13 protein-coding genes and 2 pseudogenes are annotated in these 18,134 nt (G+C 67.3%); 12 read left to right on the top strand and 3 right to left on the bottom strand.

Annotated features, from left to right (window positions below; all coding sequences use genetic code 11):
* Positions 1–153 precede the first annotated feature (153 nt).
* The 11 genes and pseudogenes from EB75_RS22810 to EB75_RS22860 all read left to right on the top strand — a co-directional run bounded on the left by EB75_RS22810 (position 154) and on the right by EB75_RS22860 (position 13,069).
* On the top strand, positions 154–936 hold the full coding sequence (locus tag EB75_RS22810) for an IclR family transcriptional regulator (RefSeq protein WP_174557709.1): 783 nt from the start codon (positions 154–156) through the stop codon (positions 934–936).
* Positions 937–1,299: 363 nt separating this feature from the next.
* Positions 1,300–1,587, top strand: a pseudogene (locus EB75_RS22815) (BCCT family transporter); the annotation flags it as partial.
* Positions 1,588–1,739: 152 nt separating this feature from the next.
* Positions 1,740–2,102 carry a bifunctional 3-phenylpropionate/cinnamic acid dioxygenase ferredoxin subunit gene (locus tag EB75_RS22820; RefSeq protein WP_073697547.1) on the top strand — a complete coding sequence of 121 codons (363 nt, stop codon included), beginning with the start codon at positions 1,740–1,742 and terminating at the stop codon, positions 2,100–2,102.
* Positions 2,099–3,298 carry an NAD(P)/FAD-dependent oxidoreductase gene (locus EB75_RS22825; protein WP_174557710.1) on the top strand — a complete coding sequence of 400 codons (1,200 nt, stop codon included), beginning with the start codon at positions 2,099–2,101 and terminating at the stop codon, positions 3,296–3,298. Before EB75_RS22820 ends, EB75_RS22825 begins: the two co-directional genes overlap by 4 nt.
* A 55-nt stretch (positions 3,299–3,353) precedes the next feature.
* Positions 3,354–4,481 carry an aromatic ring-hydroxylating oxygenase subunit alpha gene (locus EB75_RS22830; protein WP_073697548.1) on the top strand — a complete coding sequence of 376 codons (1,128 nt, stop codon included), beginning with the start codon at positions 3,354–3,356 and terminating at the stop codon, positions 4,479–4,481.
* A 225-nt stretch (positions 4,482–4,706) separates the two neighbouring features.
* A complete protein-coding gene (locus tag EB75_RS22835; protein ID WP_073697549.1) occupies positions 4,707–6,071 on the top strand; it encodes an MFS transporter in 1,365 nt (454 codons plus the stop codon).
* Between the two features lie 26 nt (positions 6,072–6,097).
* On the top strand, positions 6,098–6,892 hold the full coding sequence (locus tag EB75_RS22840; protein WP_073697614.1) for a metallophosphoesterase: 795 nt from the start codon (positions 6,098–6,100) through the stop codon (positions 6,890–6,892).
* Positions 6,893–6,915: 23 nt separating this feature from the next.
* Complete coding sequence (locus EB75_RS22845; protein WP_073697550.1) at positions 6,916–8,817, top strand: putative nucleotidyltransferase substrate binding domain-containing protein; 1,902 nt, start codon at positions 6,916–6,918, stop codon at positions 8,815–8,817.
* 326 nt (positions 8,818–9,143) lie between these two features.
* On the top strand, positions 9,144–10,544 hold the full coding sequence (locus tag EB75_RS22850; RefSeq protein WP_502689389.1) for an aldehyde dehydrogenase family protein: 1,401 nt from the start codon (positions 9,144–9,146) through the stop codon (positions 10,542–10,544).
* Positions 10,516–11,220 (top strand): annotated as a pseudogene (locus EB75_RS22855) (GMC family oxidoreductase); the annotation flags it as partial. The gene EB75_RS22850 and the pseudogene EB75_RS22855, both read left to right, overlap by 29 nt.
* Positions 11,221–11,239: 19 nt before the next feature.
* Positions 11,240–13,069, top strand: coding sequence for a putative nucleotidyltransferase substrate binding domain-containing protein (locus tag EB75_RS22860; protein WP_083612524.1), 1,830 nt, complete (start codon positions 11,240–11,242; stop codon positions 13,067–13,069).
* Between the two features lie 11 nt (positions 13,070–13,080).
* Here EB75_RS22860 and EB75_RS22865 read toward each other — a convergent pair whose 3' ends face one another.
* Entirely contained in the window at positions 13,081–13,656 is a 576-nt protein-coding gene (locus tag EB75_RS22865) for a 3'-5' exonuclease family protein (RefSeq protein WP_073697553.1), read from the bottom strand.
* Positions 13,657–13,791: 135 nt separating this feature from the next.
* On the opposite strand from EB75_RS22865, the gene EB75_RS22870 reads away from it, so the two are divergent.
* On the top strand, positions 13,792–14,070 hold the full coding sequence (locus EB75_RS22870; RefSeq protein WP_168176103.1) for a type VII secretion target: 279 nt from the start codon (positions 13,792–13,794) through the stop codon (positions 14,068–14,070).
* 209 nt (positions 14,071–14,279) lie between these two features.
* Here EB75_RS22870 and EB75_RS28550 read toward each other — a convergent pair whose 3' ends face one another.
* Together EB75_RS28550 and EB75_RS22880 are read right to left on the bottom strand one after the other, a co-directional pair.
* Entirely contained in the window at positions 14,280–14,807 is a 528-nt protein-coding gene (locus tag EB75_RS28550) for a hypothetical protein (protein WP_083612514.1), read from the bottom strand.
* Positions 14,808–14,930: 123 nt separating this feature from the next.
* Positions 14,931–18,098: a helix-turn-helix transcriptional regulator gene (locus EB75_RS22880; protein ID WP_217267724.1), complete on the bottom strand. Its 3,168-nt coding sequence runs from the start codon at positions 18,096–18,098 to the stop codon at positions 14,931–14,933.
* Positions 18,099–18,134 lie beyond the last annotated feature (36 nt).

Here is an 18,134-nt window from a genome sequence, read left to right on the forward strand (position 1 = left end):
ATGGCAGTGGGCCGACCAATTGATCTACAATTGATATACCAACAATATGGGGTGCATCGGTCAACGGTCAATTCGATCCCGTCGCGTCACTCCCGTCTCGCCGTGCGGGCGCGAGCACACCAAACCTGTGCGCTATCTGGGTATCGTTGCGTAATGAGCAACAGTGCCGTTGATTCCGGCAATGGCGGCGTGCAGTCCGTCGACCGCGCGCTGTATGTGTTGGAGCTCCTCGCGCGCCGGGGCGAAGCCGGAGTCACCGAGCTGGCGTCGGACATCGGCGTGCACAAGTCGACGGTCTCGCGCCTACTTGCGGCGCTCGAGGATCGTGAACTCGTCGAGCAGGCTTTCGAGCGTGGCAAGTATCGGCTCGGATTCGGCATCCTGCGGCTGGCCAACGCGGTGTCGGGCCGCCTCGACGTCACTCGGCAGGGCAGGGAGATCTGCGAGCGGCTGGCGCTCGACGTCGGTGAGACCGTCAACATCGCCGTGCTGCGGTCGGAGTATGCGGTGAACGTGGACCAGGCGCGCGGGCCCTCCGCCATCGGTAGTCACAACTGGGTGGGCGAACTCACCCCGTTGCACGCGACGTCGAGCGGCAAGGTGTTGCTGGCCTTCATGGCCGCGGACGCTCGTCGGGACTTGTTGGCGGCGGCCGGGCTGGAGCGGTTCACCGAGCGCACCATCACGTCGGTCGAGGATTTGGAAGCGCGGCTCCGGAATGTGACCCGGGACGGTTACGTGGTGTCGCTCGAAGAGCTCGAACCCGGGCTCAACGCCGTCGCCGCACCGATTCGCGATCACGCGGGTGAGGTGATCGCCGCGCTCAGCGTCTCCGGCCCGGCGTATCGGCTCACTGCTGAGCGGGCGCGGGATGTCGCGCCGGTGGTGGTCGCGGCGGCTGACGATATCAGCCGCCGAATGGGCTATCAGGGCTGACCGCTCGCGGCCGCAATCCCGCACTTTTGAGGAAATTTTCCGATTCGTCCTGCATATCAGATTAGCGAATCCTAATATATCAAATGTTCGTCACCGGATTGTCTTGCGTCCGGTGACGAACCTCAGTCGATGCCCGGGGGCGGTGTCCACCGCCTGTGCGGCATCGTTGGTTGCCAGGTTTAGGAGCGCGATATGACATCGCCAAATCCGGGATCGCTGGAATCCGACATCAAGGCCAAACTCCACGATGCCTTTCCTGGGCCGGGCGTCCCGATTCCAGAAGGTGTCGACGAGGAAGAACTCATCCGCGGCGTCCCCATGCATGCCCGGCGGTCACCGACAAGATGGTGTTCGGGACCACCGGACGCGGCCTCGATGGTGATGGGCACGCTCTCGCAGAGCGGTTCGTTGTTCCCGTCGCGGTGGGCGGTGGCGTTCTGGGGGCTCAGTACGGGTGCGGTGGCTGTGCTGATGCTCTGGGCCGGAGGCAATGACGCGCTGAACGGCCTGCAGACGATGACGATCATCGTGGCCGCGCCCTTCGTCGTCGTGATGATCGGCATGTGTGTGTCGCTCTATCTGGATGTGACCAGGGACCCCATGGTGGCGCATCTGAGGAACAAGCCTCCGGCGCGGCGAAGGTCTGATTGACGTGCGGTTTTCGCGTGGATCGACGCGATTGAAACGGCCATGTAAACGGTGCGGTTCTGCGCTTGACAAGGACCTGTGACTGCCACCACACTGTTGCGTAATGCGAAGTTAGTTGCGTATTACGCGTCAAACTATCCGAGAAGGCACACCCGATGCTTGAGATTTGTCCGCTCTCCGAACTCCCGCCTGGCGAGGCCCGGCGGGTGGAATCCGACCCGCCGATCGCGGTCTTCCACACCGAGGACGGCGAGGTGTTCGCCATCGACGACACCTGTTCGCACCAGGACGCGTCGCTGGCCGACGGCTGGCTGGAAGGGTGCGATGTCGAGTGCCCGCTGCACGCCTCGCGGTTCAACCTCCGCACCGGAGCGGTCGACGCGCCGCCGGCCAAGTTGCCGGTACGCACGCACACCGTCGTGATCTCCGACGGGGTCATCCACGTCGAGCTGAGCACCGAGAAACCCAACCTGCCCCCGGACATCCGGGCTCGACTCGGCGCGGCGGGAACGCAGTGAAGCACGTCGCGATCGTCGGGGCGTCGCTCGCGGGCCTGTCGGCCGCGAGGGCGCTGCGGGCGCAGGGATTCGACGGCCGGCTGACCGTCATCGGCGACGAGGCGCAGCGGCCGTACGACCGCCCGCCGCTGTCGAAGGAATTCCTCTGCGGCACCGTCTGCGAAGCCGATCTCGCCCTGGAATCCGACGACGACGATCTGCAGGCGGACTGGCGCCTGGGCGTCGCCGCGGCCAAGCTCGACAGTCGTTCCGGCGCAATCGAACTCGCGGACGGGACGCGCATCGATGCCGACGGCGTGGTGATCGCGACCGGCTCCCGCGCCCGCCGCTGGCCCGGCTGCGAGGACATGGCCGGCGTGCACGTCATCCGCACCATCGACGACGCCGTGGCGTTGCGTGCAGAACTGGTGCCGGGCGCTCGGCTGGTCGTCATCGGCGCCGGGTTCATCGGGGCCGAAGTCGCCTCGACGGCCCGCAAGCTGGGTCTGGACGTCACCGTCGTGGAAGCCGCCCCGACTCCGCTGCACCTGCAGCTCGGTAAGTGGCTCGGCGGCGTGGTCGCAGGCGCCCACGCCGCCAACGGAACGACGTTGATCTGTGGTGTCGGCGTCGCCGGACTGGTCGGCGAGGAGCGCGCACTGCGTACCCCCAGCGGTGTGCGACGAGTGGCCGGCGTCGACCTCACCGACGGACGCCACCTGCCGGCTGATGTCGTCGTCGTGGGTATCGGCGGTGTGCCCAACATCGACTGGCTGCGTGACAGCGGTCTGGAGCTCGGCAACGGCGTGCTGTGCGGCACCCGCGGGCAGACGGCCCTGCCGAACGTCGTCGCCGTCGGAGACTGTGCGGCGTGGCTCGACGCGGCCACCAATGCCCACCACCGTGTCGAACACTGGACCGGTGCTTTGGAGCGTCCCGCGCTGGCTGTCGCCTCGTTGCTCGCAGGCGGCGCCCATCAGGAGGCGACGGTGAAGCCGCCGTATTTCTGGTCCGACCAATACGGTTCGCGCATCCAGTTCGCCGGCCTCGCCCGTCCCGACGACGAGATCACCATCGAAGAGGGCAGCTGCGAGGACCGTTGCCTGCTGGCCACGTATCGCCGCGACGGCCGCCTGGTCGCGGTCCTCGGTATCGATCAGCCCCGGCTGTTCACCCGGTGGCGCCGCCAGCTGATGCCCACGCCCGCCGCGGTCTAGGCCGAAATTCCTGCAGCCCAATAAAACTCACGACATGACACCGCAAAGGAGTTCAATGACCGCCACCGTGCCGAGCCTGCCGGAAAGCCTGATTTCCACCCTGGCAGGGCATTACTACACCGATCCGGAGGTCTTCGCCCTCGAGCAGGAGAAGATCTTCGAGACCATGTGGTTCTGCGTTGTGCGCGCCGCGGATCTGGATAAGCCCGGCGCGTTCAAGACCGTCCAGGTCGGCCGCGAGAGCGTTCTGGTGACCAGATCGCGCAAGGGTGATATCAACGCGTTCTTCAACGTGTGCCGTCATCGCGGCGCGCAGCTGTGCACCGAGGACAGCGGCGAGGTCAAGCGCGCGTTCCAATGTCCTTATCACGCATGGACTTACGATCTCGACGGCAAGCTCGTCGCCGCGCCGAACCTGACCAAGATGCCCGACGTCGACCGCGTCGAATATGGCCTGCGCAAGATCTCGGTCCGGGAATGGCTCGGCTATGTCTGGGTGTGCCTGGCCGACGAGCCGCCGTCGTTCGAAGACACCGTCATGCAGGAGATCGTCGATCGACTCGGCGATGTCGAGTCGATCGACCACTACACGGTGGCCAATCTCAGCCTCGGTCGCCGCATCGTCTACGACGTCAAGGCCAACTGGAAGCTCATCATCGAGAACTTCATGGAGTGCTACCACTGCGCCACCATCCATCCCGAACTCACCGAGGTGCTGCCGGAGTTCGCCGACGGCTACGCCGCCCAGTTCTACGTCGGCCACGGTGCGGAATTCGGTGCCGACATCGCCGGCTTCACCATCGATGGCTCAGAGGGTTTCGAGCACATCCCTGGGGTCACCGAGGATCAGGATCGGCGCTACTACGCGATCACGGTACGTCCGCAGGTGTTCGTCAACCTGGTGCCCGATCACGTCATCATCCACCGGATGTTCCCCATGGCGGCGGACCACACCATCGTCGAATGCGACTGGCTGTACCTGCCCGGCGTGGTCGAATCCGGGCGCGACGTGAGCAAGTCGGTGGAGCTGTTCCACCGCGTCAACCAACAGGACTTCGACGCGTGCGAGCGGTGCCAGCCCGCCATGAGTTCACGCGTGTACCGCGATGGCGGTGTGCTCGTGCCCAGCGAACACCACCTCGGGCACTTCCATGATTGGTTGCGCAACAAGCTCGCCGACTGATGCGGGTATTCGGCTCCCGGCAACCGGCCGGGCGTCGATTACCCGCGGAGGTCGGCGCGGTGTCCCGGCCCGCCGGGCCTGGAGAGGCGGCCGTGGCGGGCCGGGACACCACACCACCCCAAGGCTGTACAGGGCGACGAGGCCCTCGACTTCTGCTATTGGCCGAACCCGTCAATCACGAGGAGTAACGATGGCCTACACACTGATCCCTGAGGAGCATGTCCCATGTCCGTGAGCGAAGGCGCTGAGAGAACGTTCTCCGACGACCCGGCCGTGCTGGCGCGTAAGCGCCGGTTCATGGCGCGGATGATCATTGTGTTGGTCGGCGGCATGTTCCTTGATGGCTACATCCTGGGCAGCATCGGTCCGGTCACGCACACCATCGAGCTGGACCCCCGGTTTACCACCGTCTGGATCGGGCTGGAGGCCGCCTCGGCGATGTTCGGCATTCTCGTCGGCTCGCCTTTGGGTGGGTGGCTGGCCGACAAGTTCGGTCGTAAGCCGATTCTGTTCTGGGATCTGGCGCTGTTCACGGCCTTCTCGGCTTTGCAGTTCTTCGTCGACGGACCAGAACAGCTTTTCGCCGTTCGTCTGTTGATGGGCCTGGCCGTCGGCATCGAGTACGCGGTCGGCTTGCCGATGCTGGCGGAGTTCGCGCCGACCCATCTCCGCGGCAGACTGTTGGCCCTGACCCTGGTCGCCTGGTACGGCGGTTTCATGATCGCGTTCGTCATCGGCTACTTCATGGACCAGGCCGGCGTGGATTGGCGGGTCACGCTGGGCAGTACAACGCTCATCGCAGCCGCGCTGCTGATCGGCCGGATCGGGTTGCCCGAGTCGCCGCGGTGGCTGTGGGCAAAGGGCAGGACCGAAGAGGCGCACGGACTGGTCGTCGGGTATCTGGACACCGCGTACCAGACCGACATGATGAAAGCCACTGCGGGCGGCGCGAAGGGCAGTTTCAAGATGCTGTTCTCGCCGGCGGTGTGGCGCTCGACGGTCTTCATGGCCGTGTTCTGGACCTGCGCGGTGACGCCGTACTTCGCCATCGCGACCTTCGCCGACGGCCTGCTGGGCGATATCGGCATGAAGGGCCTGATGCGCGGAGTGGTTCTGTCCGTCGTCGCCTGGTTGGGCGTGATCTTCACGATGTTCATGATCGATCGGTGGGGGCGCCGCAAAATGACTGTTCCGACCCAGTGGATCGCAGGCGGTCTGCTGGTCGCCATCGCCGTCCTCGGTAGCTTCGTGCTTCCGGTGGAGCAGGTCGGTGTGATGTCGATGCTGATGTTGGCGCTGTTCCTGGCGTACTCGTTCGTCAACGCGATGTACACGGCGTTCACTCAAATCTATCCCGCAGAGGTCTTCCCGACCGAGGTCCGGGCGATCGGTACCGGGTTCGCGGCGGCGATCAGCCGCCTCGGTGCTGCTGCGGGTCTGTTCCTGATCCCGCTCTCGATGAAGCACCTCGGTTTCACCTGGACCATGGTCTTTGCGGGAATCATCGCCTTCGTCGGCGCGATCGTGTCGCAGATCCTGGCTCCGGAGACCAGCGGCAAGTCGCTGAGCGAGTTGGACATGAGCCACTGAGCGCTCACAAGGGAGAAGTGACGTCGATGCCCATCCGCGTGGCCGTGATCGGTGATGTGGGTGGGCACGTCGAGGAGTTGCGCCGCGAACTGCGGTCTCTCGGCGCCTCCGAAACCGGTGTGCTGCCAGACGATCTGGTTGTGATCCAGGTGGGGGATCTGGTGCACCGCGGCCCTGACTCTGAAGGGGTCGTTCGTCTGGTCCACTACTACCTGAATGCTTATCCCGGGCAGTGGATTCAGCTCGTCGGCAATCACGAGGCGCTGTATCTGCGGCCGAACAGCTTTCTGTGGGGGGACCGGATCGGCTACCTGGAACAGCGCATCCTGAAGAAGTGGTGGGCCGACGGCAAGCTGCACGCCGCGGTCGCCATCGAGACCGGGGATGAGGATTTCCTCGTGACGCACGCCGGGGTCACCGAGCAGTTCTGGCGGGAGCATCTCCTGGCACCCGGTACCGCGCGGCAGGCCGCGCGCCGAATCAACAGCTTGGCCCGCACGGGATGCCCGACGTTCTACGGCGGCGGTGCCATGCTCGGCCCGCCGAATCCGATGGCCGGCCCGTTATGGGCCAGCCGCACCGATGAGCTGGTTCCCGGGTGGGAAGGCACGACGCTCCCGTTCAGTCAGGTGCACGGGCACAGCGGCTCGCACGGTGAATCCGACCATCCGACAACCACTTATGATGCGCAGCTGCATCATGAGGAGACCTGCTTCCCGGGTGGTCGGATCATCGGCGTCGACCCCGGCCACCTCGCCGAAGCGACCCCGGTGTGGGGTGCCTTCGTCGTGACGACCGGCTCCCGGCCGACCGTCGCGTGAGCGACTCCTGAGAGGACTGCGGCATGTCGACTGAGACCGAGACGGGTCTGGCCGAACTGGCCGACCTGCTGGTGCAATGCCCGCCGTTCGATTCGCTGAGCGAGGCCGATCGCGCCCGCGCGGTGGCCGCGGCGCACATCGAGCAGTACCAACCGGGCGACCTGATCCTGGATGCCTTCGCCACGATGCCTACGGCCATCGGGTTGGTGACGTCGGGAGAGATCAACCTCTGGTTCGATCGGGAGCGAATCGGTGAGGAGCCCGCAGACAAGTTCAGCCGTGGCACGCCCATCGGGTTCACCGCAGTGCTGGCCGGGCAGCCGGTGGGCCCGCGGATCGAGGCGAAGACCACTGTGGTCGTCGCGCACCTGCCCTCCGAGATCGTCATCCCGGCGTTTGCGTCCCGCGGCGGCGCGCGTTTCCTGGCTGACCAGATCGCGCACGTGCGCGGGCTCACTGCCACCGCGCCCCGATACACGCTGCTGTCCGACCTGGTCTACCGCGACCCGCTCGTCGTGCCGGCCGACGAGTCGGTGACGGCGCTCGCAGCGCGCATGACCGAGCTGGGCCTGCCGTATGCCGCCGTCGAGACGGGTACCGGCCAGTTCGGCTTGGTGACGGATGAAGCATTGCGCCGCAAGATAATTGGTGAGGGCCTACCACGGGAATCGCCCGCCGACGCCGTGATGGACTATCCCGCGATCACCGCGTCGGCGAGCATGTCGTCGGCTGACGCCCTGATCATGCTGCTTGATTACGGTGTCTCGTTCCTGCTCGTCACCGGTGATGACGGCCGCCTGAAAGGCGCAGTGGGCGAGCGTGACTTCATGCTCGCGCCCACCACTGCCGGTGTCAGCTTGAACGCACAGATCCGGCAGGCCCGCAGCATCGATGGTCTGGTCACCTATGCGCGTCGGGTTCCGGCGATGCTTGCGGACATCCTGGCGCGCGGCTTGACGGCGGATCGCGTGATCGCCGTGTATTCGGCGCTGATCGCCTCGATCACCCGGCGCGCCATCTTCTTGGTCTTCGACCATGAGGAGTTCAACGATCTGTCGATCGATGCCTTCACCTGGCTTTCGCTCGGCAGCACCGGCCGGCGGGAAGCGGTTCCCTCATCCGATGTCGATGCCGCGGTGACTTTCGAGGATTCGTACGAGGACCAGATCCCGCGCTATCGCGAAGCATTCAGCGTCGTGGGGGACGTGCTCCAGCTCTGTGGCATCGGCGTCGACGATCACCATGCGTTCCCGTCGCACCCGGGGTTCTCGCGTACCGATTCGCAATGGCGGGAGGCAGCGCAGGGCTGGCTCGCCAATCCCCAGCAGAACCAAGGCACCATCATGGCCTCGCTTCTGGTCGACGCCCGGCCGATCTTCGGGGACCCGGCGCTGCCGGAGCCCGCGCGCGTCTTCCGTGACTTCAATCGGCATCCGGCGACAGTCGAACTGCTGCTTCAGGATTCGCTCTCCCGCCGCGCGCGCCTGCTCTCGGTGCGGGACCGGATCATCGGGCGCGACGAGAAGTTCGACATCAAAGGCCGCGGATTGCTGCCGATCGTCAACATCGCCAGGTGGGCATCGCTCAGCGCCGGTTCCCCGGAGCTGCACACTGTTGACCGGCTCCGCGTCGCCGCGGGGTCGGAGGTGCTGACGGACCGTTCCGCGAGCAGGCTGATCGAAGCGTTCGACGCACTCCAACTGCTCCGGCTGGAACACCAGTTGCGTCAGATCGACGCGGGTCAGCGTCCCGACGACATCATCGACCTCAACGAGCTCTCACCCATCGACCGCAGCACCATCGAGCAGACCGTCAAAGAGATCGCCGATGTGCAGCGCCGCATGGGACGCGTCGCGCACATGAATTCGGGTGCCGAACTTGTCAAACGCGGCCAGCCGGGCGCGACGTCGAGGAAGACCAGATGAGGTCACCCATGTGCACGGCGACAGACCCCGAAAAATTGGTCAGATAATCGATCTCAATCCCGCGCGACGCTGATCAACTGGTGATATATTAGTTGGCGACAGCGCTGAGGCGCGGCGCCTCGGTCGTGGTCCGGGTCCCGTCGCCGAGGCCAAACTGCCTCCGGCGCGAATGCGGAAGCGAGCGGCGATGCCAAGAGTGAATCGCAGGACGGCTGCGGCCGAAAATGCCATGGGCACAGCGGGTTACGAGTATGGTCGCCGCCGGGTGTCCTGTCGCCCAGGCGAGCACCGGTAGTCGAGGAGGCAACGTGGACGGTGTACCGGATCTGCTCATCGGATCGCAGTGGCGGCATGCCGCTGACGGCGGTTTCCGGGAGATCATCAATCCCGCCACCGGCAGGGTCTTCGCGACCGTCGACGAGGCCACGCACGACGATGCGCTGGCGGCCGTGGCCGCCGCCCGTGCGGCATTCGACGCCGGTGACTGGCCGGCCACGCCGGTCGCCGAGCGGGCTGCGCTGCTCGACCGCATCGCCGATCTGCTGGCCCGGGACAAGGAGTCGCTGGCGGCGGTGGAGACCGCTGACACCGGAAAAACCTTGGCGGAGAGCCGGATCGACATCGATGACGTGATCTCGGTATTCCGCTACTACGCACGCTTGGTGGCGACGCAGTCCGATCGACTGGTCGACGTGGGCAACCCGACCGTCATCAGCCGGGTGGTGCACGAGCCCATCGGGGTGTGTGTGCTGATCGCCCCGTGGAACTATCCGCTGTTGCAGATCTCGTGGAAGATCGCGCCGGCGCTGGCCGCCGGCTGCACCATGGTGGCCAAACCCAGTGAAGTGACACCGCTTTCGACCATCGCCTTCGTGCGGCTGGCGCAGGAAGCGGGGGTGCCCCCGGGCGTGCTCAACCTCATCCAGGGCAGCGGAGCCGCTGTCGGTGCGGCCCTCACCGACAACGCCGACGTCGACCTCATCTCGTTCACCGGCGGCCTGAGCACGGGGCAGAACATCGCCAGGAGTGCCGCCGCGCATGTGAGCAAGGTGGCCCTGGAACTCGGTGGGAAGAACCCGCACATCGTCTTTGCCGATGCCGATTGGGAAAGCTCGGTGGACCAGGTGCTCACCGGCGTGTTCCTGCACTCGGGTCAGGTGTGTTCGTCGGGCACCCGGGTGATCATCGAGGAGTCCATCGCCGACGACTTCGTCGCCCAGCTCGCTGAGCGTGCGGAGAAAATCCGGATGGGCGACGGTACCGACCCGCGTAGCGAGACCGGCCCGCTGGTGTCCAAACAACAGCTGGACAAGATGGAAGCCTTTGTGGCCCTGGGCATTTCCGAGGGTGCAAAGCTCATCACCGGTGGCACCCGGCCCAGCGATCCGGCGCTGGCGGACGGCTACTTCTTCCTTCCCACGATCTTCGACCGTTGCGACCGCTCGATGCGGATCGTCACGGAGGAGACCTTCGGACCGATCATGACGGTGGAGCGGTTCACAGACGAGGCCGAGGCCATCATGCTCGGCAACGACACGCAGTACGGTCTCGCGGCAGGGGTGCGAACCTCTGATCCGGCGCGGGGCGAACGTGTGGTGCGCGCATTGCGGCACGGCACGGTGTGGTTGAACGACTTCGGGTACTACACCGCGGCAGCGGAGTGGGGCGGATTCGGGAAGTCGGGAAACGGTCGCGAGCTCGGTACCCGGTGTCGGCGAGAACCTTGATGACCACGTCGAGGGCCTGGTGTTCTGGGAGGCGGCCAAGCCGATGGTCACCGAGTCCACGCAGTGGTGGGAGATCGGGCTGTTCGCCACCACCGAGGTCGCCGGGGAAGACCCCGACCACTCCGACCTGATGATGCATTACGGCAGCGTCCCGTTCGACATGAACACGCTGCGGCACGGGTACCCCACCACCGACAACGGGTTCTGCCTGACTCCCAATGTGACGCAAGGACGTTCGCGCGGCACGGTGCGGTTGGCCTCGCGCGACTTCCGGGATCGGGCGAAGGTGGACCCGCGCTACTTCACCGACCCGGAGGAGCACGACGAAAAGGTGATGCTGGCCGGCATCAAGCTGGCCCGCAAGATCGCCGAGCAGGAACCGCTGCAGGAGTGGATCGGACGTGAACTCGCGCCCGGTCCGGACGTGCAGACCGACGAGGAATTGCTCGCGTACATCTACAAGACCCACAACACCGTGTACCACCCGGCCGGTACGGCGCGGATGGGTGCGGTGGACGACCCGCTGGCTGTGCTCGACCCGCAGCTGCGCGTCAAGGGCGTACGCAACCTGCGGGTGGTGGATGCCTCGGCGATGCCGAAGCTGCCGGTGGTCAATCCCAATATCACGGTGATGACCATGGCCGAGAAATGTGCCGACCTCATTCGTAACGGTTGAGTTGGGGCACGATGACGGGGTGACCACTCCGGAGCTGGTGAACTTCCTCGGTTCGCGTCCCCCGTTTCAGACGGCCAGTGACACCGAACTGAACGATCTCGTCGCCGCGTCATCGCTGGAGCAGTACGGTGCCGGGACCGTGATCGCGGACTTCTCCCGCCATGTCCCCGATGACATCTGGATGGTCCTGACCGGTCTGGTCAACCTGCAGGAGGCGGGCGACGGGCAGGTGTTCGACACCATCGAGACCGGCGGAATCTTCGGCTACGTTCCGATGCTGACGGGCGGTGGTATCGAATTCCTGGCTCGCACAACGGAACCCACCATCGTCATCCGCCTGCCCGGTGAGCTCGTGCGGGCGCAGTTCGCCAAGCCGGCGGGGCTGCGTTTCCTCGCGCTGTCCGCGACGCCGTCGTCACAGTCGACGCTGGTGACGGCCGGCGATGCGCGACCGGTCGGCGATCTGGTGCACGGCAGCGTGCTGATCGTCGAGCCCGGGATCTCGGTTCGGGACGCCGTCGTGCAGATGAGCGAACAGCGGGTGTCGTATGCGCTGATCCGGCTTCGTGACGGCGGCGTCGGGATCTTCACCGATCGTGATCTGCGGTCCCGGGTCGTCGCCGCGGGGCTCCCGGTCGATGTGCCGATCACCGAGGTGATGAGTGCGCCCGCGCAGACGGTGACCGCCGACCGCACGGCTGACACGGTGCTGCTCGAGATGCTGGAGCGCGGTATGCGCCACATGCCGGTGATGTCGCCACGTGGTGAGGTTCTGGGCGTCCTGGAGGACGTCGACCTGCTGGCCGCCTCGGCCCGCCAGAGCTTCGTGCTGCGCCGGGCGATCGCGCAGGCGCCCGATGCGGCTGCGCTGCAGCGGCATGGCCGCGAGGTGACGCAGATCGCGGTCGGCCTGTTTCGCACCGGGACGAAGGCGTCGGCCGCGAGCAGCATCGCGTCGATCGTGCTGGATGCGTTGGTACGCAAGGCGTTGGAGCTCGCGTTGGCCGAAGCGGGCCCGGGCCCGACGCAGGATCAGTTCGCCTGGCTGACGCTGGGCAGCATCGCCCGCCGGGAGGCCATGCCGTCCTCCGATGTCGACAGCGCGCTCAGTTGGGCCGACAACTGCGACTCCGAGTGCGCGCAGTTGCGTTCCATCGCCGGCCGCGCGCACGCCATCCTTGACGGTTGCGGGCTGCCGGCCGACAGTAACGGCGCGGTCGCGTCGCACAAGGCATTCGCCCGGTCGGCCTCCGACTGGGCGCAGGCGGCCGAAGGCTGGCTCGATGATCCACTGCGCGGCAAGGGTTTGATCCTGTCCTCACTGCTGATCGACGGCCGCGTGGTGTGGGGGAACCGGGCGTTGCACACCGTGCCCACGGTGTTCCACCGGATGCGTGACGAACACCCGAACGCGCTGCGCCTGCAACTGCTCGATGCCCTGTCGGGCAAGGTGCGCACATGGTCGCTGCGTGACGTGCTGTCGCGGCGTGGCGGCACCTTCGATCTGAAGACGCATGCTGTGACACCGATCGTCAACCTGGCCCGGTGGGGTGGTCTCACGGCCGATATGACCTCGGCCTCGACCCCGGCCCGGCTCGCGGCGGCGGCCGGCACGGGTGCGCTGACGGAACGGGATTCCCGCACTCTCACAGAGGTTTTCGTCATGCTGCAACGGATACGGTTGACGCATCAGGTCGAGCTGATCGAAGCCGGGCGCACTCCCAACGACGTGGTCACCGTCGGTGACCTTTCCCCCCTCAACCGGAGCCTGCTCGGTGACGGATTGCGCGAGATCGCCGCGGTCCAGCGGCGGGCGCGGCAATCAGGAACACACCCCGGGCTGCGCTGAGTTCGCCTGACCTATTGGGCGAGCCGGGACACCAGGCGGTCGGACAGCTGGTCGTACCAGCGCATCGCCCAGCGCGCATCGCCCAGTGCGGTGTGGCGGCAACTGGCGCCCGGAGGCCGGACACCGCACTGTCGCGACAGCTGTGTCGAGTCCCGTTCCGGGGTGCGGCCGTAGTCGAGGACGTACCGGGCGGCCAGGGAGATGACGTCGATGAGTGTGGGACTCCACCCCGGCATCAGCTGATGCCGCGCCAGCATCTGACGCAGACAGTGGGTGTCGAAGCTGGGCACCACGCCGACGATGGTGGCGTCCATGGTCCAGTCACGGACGATCTCCGCGGCTTCGCGTTCACGGTGCACGAGCGGCAGATGAATGGGTCCGTAGACGACCTGCGGATGGCGACTCGCGAAGCGACTGATACGCAGGCCTGCGGGCTCTGCCGCGTCGAGATCGAGGTCGGCCAGGTCGATGTACAACACCGTCCGGGACTCACCGGCGTCGTCGCGCCGGAGCATGGCAATTTCCCAGGGTTGCCGGTCGGCGTGCAGGCCGGTGGTCTCCGTATCCAGGAAGACCAGCGGTTTCATCGTAGAAAGGCTAGCGCCGCCAGCCGTCGGTGAGGCACCTTTCGGCCAGTCGGCGCAGATTCTTTTCCATCGGGTGGAACCGAACGGCCGTGCCATGCGTCATAGCAAGGCATGGGAGAAAGTGACGTCGCTCGGATGGACCCTTCGGCTGTGCGGGACGTCGCGCAGCGCTGTGAATCGGTCGCCGATGCCCTCGGTACCGGGGTGGCGCCGCTGCTGCGGTGGTACTTCGACGGGTTCTGCGGGGGACGCGATCACGTTGCGCGGGCCGCCGCCTTGCGCGCCGCGCTGGACCAGTCGGCTGAGCAGGTTCGCGCCTGGGCCTCCGCATCGGCGGAAGCCGCGGTAGCACTCCGGGTTTCGTCAGGCCGATACCTGGATGTCGACGCCGACCTCGCGGGCCGGTTGGCGTGATGATGGCGTTCGATGTCGCCGGGCGACTTGCTGAGGGTGAGCCGGCGTTGGCGGCGCTGGAAGATTACCTGCAGGCGAGCCGGGTTCTGGGCCTGCCGTCTGAGGTTTCGCCGGCGGAGCTGTATCGCGCCGAGAGCGGTCTGGACCTCGCCGCGCTGGCCGCCGATGCCCGTGCCCTTGACGCTGCCGCGCTGGCCGCGCAGGACGCATTACGGTTGCAGGGCAACGGGTATCGGGAGCTGACGGCCCAGTGGTCGGGTACGGGCGGCGACGCGGCCGCCGGATTTCTGCGCGCCATGACAGTCGCGGCCGAGGACGTGGTCGCGCACCTGCAGCGCGGCGCGCAGGCGCTGACGATACTGCGGGACGAATTGTGGCGCGCCGTCGACGCCAAGGTCGATGCCGTGGTGCGGGCCGACGCGCAGGCCGCCGGGCATCGCGACGCGTGGAGTGCGGCCTCCCGCGCGGTCTTGGCCGGGGTCGGTGATGCCGCGGCTGCCAGTGAGATCGTCGATCAGCAGGTGAAACCCTTCGTGCTCCGGGTGGTCGACGGGGAGCTGCTGCCCGCACTGCTGCGCGCCTCCGATGCCGTTGCGGCAGCCTATGATTCGGCGATCGCCGCGCTCACCCCGGCGGCGGTGTCGTTTGCGGTGCCCGTCGTGCCGGCGCCCGAACGGGCGGCCCCACTGCCATCCGTGTCGTCGCCCATACCGGCGTTTCAGGCGGCGGCACCACAAGCGGCGCTGGGCACCGCGGCGAGTTGGGTGCCGCAGGCGCCGGCGATGGGGGCGGTGCTGGCCGAACCCATGGCCGCGCCCGCACCGATGGCCGCGCCCGCACCGGCACCGGGGCTCGGAGCATCAGCGGCGACTCCGCCGACCGCCGGTCTGCCCGCTGACTTCGGATTGGGTTCCAGCGTCAGCGGTTTCGGGCAGCAGCTGGCCGATGCGCTTGGGGGAGCGCTGGGTTCGGTGGCCGGTCTGGTGCCGGACGCGTCGGAGCTCGGCGGGCTCGGCGGGCTCGGCGATGACCTCGGGCGGGATGAGATGGACGAATCCGCCGACCCCGAGGATCCCGACGATTCCGAAGAGCCCGATGACGAGGCCGACGCGGAAGACGAAGAAGACGAGAAAGACGAACGCGACGACGAGCCCGCGAGCGCCGAGGACGCGGCTCCCGAACCCGATGAGCCGGCGGTTGTGGAGCCGGCTCCCGTGGCACCCGTGCCGCCCGCACCCGAACCCGTGCCGCCGCCGCCCACCGTGCCAACAGAATCTGTTGTCCAACAGGAGAATCCGTCGACAAAGACGCCCTGTCAGATCGCGGCTGACGAGCTTCCTCAGGTCGGTGAGTGAGGGGTGGCGGGGCCGAGATACGCCGGCGGCTCGGCATTCCTCGTACAGACCCTGCTCGACCGTGCGACTTGCGCGTCGCAGCCCCGTGATTCCGCCGTCGTCAGGAAGCGGTTCGGCGGGGATGAGGCCGGCGAGCTCGAAGCGGTCGGCCGTCCCGGTCTTGGCCATGGCTCGATGGATATGGCTCTCCACCGTGCGCACCGACAGCGTCAACCGCTCGGCGATCGCCTGGTTGGTCAGCCCCTCGGCGATCAACATCGCAATCTCGCGCTCGCGGTTGGTCAGTGGCACGTCTTCGGTCGACAGGCGCAGCGCGGGGCTGACGACGCCGCCGCACTGCTCGGCGAGCGCGGCGGCGCGTGCTGAGCAGGTCAGGGCCGAGCCGCGCCGGTCCTGACCGCGGTAGACGTTGGCGGCGTGCGCGGCACAGTCGACCGCGGCGACCAGATCGCCCAATCGCTCGAATTCCGTTGACAGCGCAGCTAACTCATCGCCGTGGGCGGTGTGCAGAGCCGTGGCGAGGCGAGCCGCCAGGCCGACGCGCGGTCCCTCGACACGTGGTTCGAGCGCGTTCAGTCGAGCCCTGCCCGACCGGTCCCCGAACTGGGCCGCGGTCTGCAGGCAGGCCACCTCGGCGGCGAATTGTCCTTTGGCGCCGGCTCTTTCGGCCGCGGCGCGCAGCAGCGTGACGGCCGTGCTGACGGCGCCCTGACCGGCGGCCACCCAGGCCTGCGCGATGCTGCGTTCGTAGTCCAGCGGGCGGAAGGTGCGGGGCACCTTCTCGAGGTCGGCCAGGATGGCGGCCGCCTCGGTGGTGGTGCCGCGCATGGCGAGCGCTGTCGCGTAGCTGATCTGGTACCGGTAGCCCCAGCCGGTGCCGTAGCCGGCGCTGGCCAGTCCCGCGGTCGACTGTTCCAGCAACAGGCCGGCAGTCGGGAGGTGGCCCGCGGCCAGCGCGGCGCGACCGGCCACCGCGGTACCGAGCAGTTGTGCGGTACCCGGCAGGTTGGCGGCCTGGTCGCGCACGCGTTCGGCGACGGCGAGGGCGTCGTGGAGGTGGCCGGCGAGCACCAGTGCGGTGACATGCGAATCGGCGATGTTGAACCGCATGTGCGGTGCGTCGAACGCGCGGTCGGCGACGGAGTAGCCCGTTTCGGCGGCGGTGACGGCTGCGGTGGTACGCCCGGCGTCCGCCGATACGGTGGTCTGCACCCACGCCATCTCGGTGCCGACCACCGGTGGAAGTTGTTCGAGGGCAAGGTGTTCGGCGTATCGCTCTGCCGCGGCCGGATCGTCGGTCGCGAATGCGTGCACCGTGCGGAAGGCGTCGAGATAGCTGCGGGCCTCCGGTGCGTCGGATCCGGACGCGTCCTCGATGACCTGAAGGGCCCGGGTAGGGGAGCCCAGCGCCCACAGCAGGTTGCTGGCCCGCAGGAAGGCGAGGCGGCCCCGTTCGGCATCGGTCAGGGTCTCGGTATCGATGGCGCTGAGGACTTCGTCGGCGTCGTCGCCGCGGCCCAGCCACGACAAGGCGTGTGCCCGAATGAAATTCGGCTGTGGCCCCGCCCCGGCCTGTCCGGCGGCGGCTGCCAGTCGCTCGGCGAGGTGCAGGTCTGCCAGCCACACCGCGCCGTGCGCTGCCCGCACCAGCAGCTCGCAGTCGGGCGGCAGGTCGGAGTCCAGGCTCAGCGTCGCCCGCCGGACCACGACCCGGATGTCGTCGCGGTCGTCGGCCGTGGCCAGCTCGGTGGCGACCAGCCCGCGCAGTCGCCGCAGCCGGGTCGTTGGGGCGCGCCGTCGCCGCACCTCGCCGTAGAGCGGGTGGGCCACCCGCACCTCCATACCGCCTGCCGCGGGTTCGAGGGTGACCAGGCCGCGGGTTTCCGCGTCTTCGACTGCCGCCGCGCTGGTAATCCGCTGCAGCGCAGCCAGTCTGATCGGCTCGCCGACCGCCAGGGTGTCGACCACATCGCCGATCGCCGGCGGCAGGGCACCGATGCGGGACTCGATCAGCTCGATGAGGCTCGGTGGCATGACCGGATCGCCGTTCCACTGCCAGAGCCCGTGCTGCCGGACCAACCGGCCATCGGCGATCTCCCGCTCGACGATGTTGCGCAGATAGAGGGCGTTGCCCTGGGTCAAGGTCCACAGCCGGCGGGCGGCATGGGAATCGATCAACCCGCCGAGCGTCATGGACAGCAGGGCGGTCGTCTTGTCCAGCGTCAGCGGCTGGATGTCGAGGCGGGCGAACTGGCCGGCTTTCAGCATCTCTTGCAGCGCGGCCGAACTCGGCTCGTCGCGGACGGTGAGAAGGACTTTCGCCGCGCCGCGCTGGACCACCTGATGCACGACGAAGATCGACAGTTCGTCGAGCAGTTGCACGTCGTCGACACCCAGCAGCACGGGCCGCGCCGACGACGTGGTGAGTGCGTCGATCACCCCGCGCACCAACTGGATGGTGTCGGTCACGCCGGGCGTGGCCCACGCGGTGAAGGCGCCCAGCGGGATGGTCTGGGCGGCCGAGGTGCCCACGACCCAACGGGATTCGTGCCCGTGGGTTTCGGCCGTCGCCAACGCTTGGCGGGCGATGCGGCTCTTGCCCACACCTGCTGCCCCGCACAGGAGAATCCCGGAGACCTCAGGCGCCGACAGCGCGGCTCGGATGACGCTCATCTCCTCCGCGCGACCGGCTAAGGGCCAGGTCAAGAG

The sequence above is a fragment of the Mycobacterium sp. ST-F2 genome, from assembly GCF_001905655.1.
Taxonomy (GTDB): Bacteria; Actinomycetota; Actinomycetes; order Mycobacteriales; family Mycobacteriaceae; genus Mycobacterium.

Coding starts and splice junctions, on each gene's coding strand:
- EB75_RS22865 (WP_073697553.1), bottom strand. CDS start 13,656: ATGAAACCGCTGGTCTTCCTGGATACGGAGACCACCGGCCTGCACGCC.
- EB75_RS22845 (WP_073697550.1), top strand. CDS start 6,916: ATGTCGACTGAGACCGAGACGGGTCTGGCCGAACTGGCCGACCTGCTG.
- EB75_RS22820 (WP_073697547.1), top strand. CDS start 1,740: ATGCTTGAGATTTGTCCGCTCTCCGAACTCCCGCCTGGCGAGGCCCGG.
- EB75_RS22870 (WP_168176103.1), top strand. CDS start 13,792: ATGGACCCTTCGGCTGTGCGGGACGTCGCGCAGCGCTGTGAATCGGTC.
- EB75_RS22880 (WP_217267724.1), bottom strand. CDS start 18,098: ATGAGCGTCATCCGAGCCGCGCTGTCGGCGCCTGAGGTCTCCGGGATT.
- EB75_RS22835 (WP_073697549.1), top strand. CDS start 4,707: ATGTCCGTGAGCGAAGGCGCTGAGAGAACGTTCTCCGACGACCCGGCC.
- EB75_RS22810 (WP_174557709.1), top strand. CDS start 154: ATGAGCAACAGTGCCGTTGATTCCGGCAATGGCGGCGTGCAGTCCGTC.
- EB75_RS22830 (WP_073697548.1), top strand. CDS start 3,354: ATGACCGCCACCGTGCCGAGCCTGCCGGAAAGCCTGATTTCCACCCTG.
- EB75_RS22840 (WP_073697614.1), top strand. CDS start 6,098: ATGCCCATCCGCGTGGCCGTGATCGGTGATGTGGGTGGGCACGTCGAG.